This window comes from Streptomyces diastatochromogenes (assembly GCF_002242805.1).
Lineage (GTDB): Bacteria > Actinomycetota > Actinomycetes > Streptomycetales > Streptomycetaceae > Streptomyces > Streptomyces diastatochromogenes.
The window spans coordinates 1-1,559 of the sequence record NZ_MCGQ01000159.1 but is presented as its reverse complement, the minus strand read 5'-3'; the positions used below and the strand labels follow the sequence as shown (position 1 = coordinate 1,559).

General features: G+C 69.5%; 2 protein-coding genes. Both read right to left on the bottom strand.

The features are described 5' to 3' along the window. Positions 1-314: NAD(P)H-dependent oxidoreductase (locus BEK98_RS47305; RefSeq protein ID WP_208643448.1), on the bottom strand; the 314-nt coding region annotated here is incomplete at its 3' end. Further along, positions 311-1,438: a CE1758 family FMN-dependent luciferase-like monooxygenase gene (locus tag BEK98_RS47300; RefSeq protein WP_094222961.1), complete on the bottom strand. Its 1,128-nt coding sequence runs from the start codon at positions 1,436-1,438 to the stop codon at positions 311-313. The genes BEK98_RS47305 and BEK98_RS47300, both read right to left, overlap by 4 nt. Positions 1,439-1,559: the final 121 nt, after the last annotated feature.

Here is a 1,559-nt window from a genome sequence, read left to right as displayed (position 1 = left end):
ACGTCGAAGAACGACTTGAACAGCCCGCTGTAGGAGGCGGTGAACACCGGAGTGACGGCGATCAGGCCGTCGGCCGAGGTGACCGCTTCGATGGCGTCGGACAGCTCGGGCGAGGGGAAGCCGGAGGCGAAGTTCTTGGCGATGTCGACGGCCAGGTCGCGCAGTTCGACGATCCGGACCTCGACCTCGCGCTCGGCTGCGGCCAGTTCCGTGCGGACGGTCTCGGTGAGCCGGTCGGCGAGCAGCCGGGTGGAGGAGGGAACGCTCAGGCCGGCCGAGACGACGACGAGGCGCAGGGGCCTGCGGGTGCTCACTTGGCCCCCTCCCCGGAGTCGGAGCCCTCGGGGGCCAGGGAGACCAGCGCTTCGCGGTCGGCGAGCAGGGAGGCGTGGGTGGGCGGCGCCTCCGGGACGTTGCCGGGCCGCCGGGCGGCCAGCTCCTTGCGCAGGACGGGTACGACCTCCTCGCCGAGCAGGTCGAGCGTGTCCAGGACCGACTTCAGCGGCATGCCGCCGGTGTCGACGGCGAAGAGCTGGCGCTGGTAGTCGCCGTAGTGCTCGCGGTAGGTCAGCGTCTTGTCGATCACCTGCTGCGGGCTGCCCACGATCATCGGCGTCTGCTCCATGTACTCCTCCATCGTGGGACCGTGCCCGGCCATCGGGGAGTTGTCGAAGTACGGGCGGAACTCGCGCACGGCGTCCTGGGAGTTGCGGCGGACGAAGACGAGCCCGCCGGCGCCGACGATCGCCTGTTCCGCGGTGCCGTGGCCGTAGTGGGCGTAGCGCTCGCGGTAGATGGCGATCAGGCGGCGGAAGTGGTCCTTGGGCATGAAGAGGTTGTTGACGAAGAAGCCGTCGCCGTAGAAGGCGGCCTGCTCGGCGATCTCCGGGCTGCGCACGGAGCCGTGCCAGACGAACGGCGGAATGCCGTCCAGCGGCCTCGGGACCGAGGTGAAGGACTGCAGCGGGGTACGGAAGGTCCCCTTCCAGTCGACGTACTCCTCGCGCCACAACTGGTGCAGCAGCGCGTAGTTCTCGATGGCGAGCGGAATGCCGTGGCGGACGTCCTTGCCGAACCAGGGGTAGACGGGACCGGTGTTGCCGCGGCCCAGCATCAGGTCGAGGCGGCCGTCGGCGAGGTGCTGCAGGACCGCGTAGTCCTCGGCGACCTTGACCGGGTCGTTGGTGGTGATCAGCGTAGTCGACGTGGAGAGGATGATCCGGTCGGTCTTCGCGGCTATGTGGGACAGCAGGGTGGTCGGCGAGGAGGAGACGAACGGCGGGTTGTGGTGCTCGCCGGTCGCGAAGACGTCGAGGCCGACCTCTTCGGCCTTGACCGCGATCGCGACCATCGCCTTCAGCCGCTCCTGCTCGGTCGGCGGCCTGCCGGTGGTGGGGTTGGGGGTGACGTCACCTATGGAGAACGTGCCGAACTGCACTGGGGGCTCCGGAAGTTGTGAGGGTGAAAGATTCGGTGGCGGGCAGGGGGGCGCGGCGCATGGGTGAGGGGCGGGCCGACGGCCGCCCCTCGCTCCGCGCGGTCACTGCTGGGGCATGAGT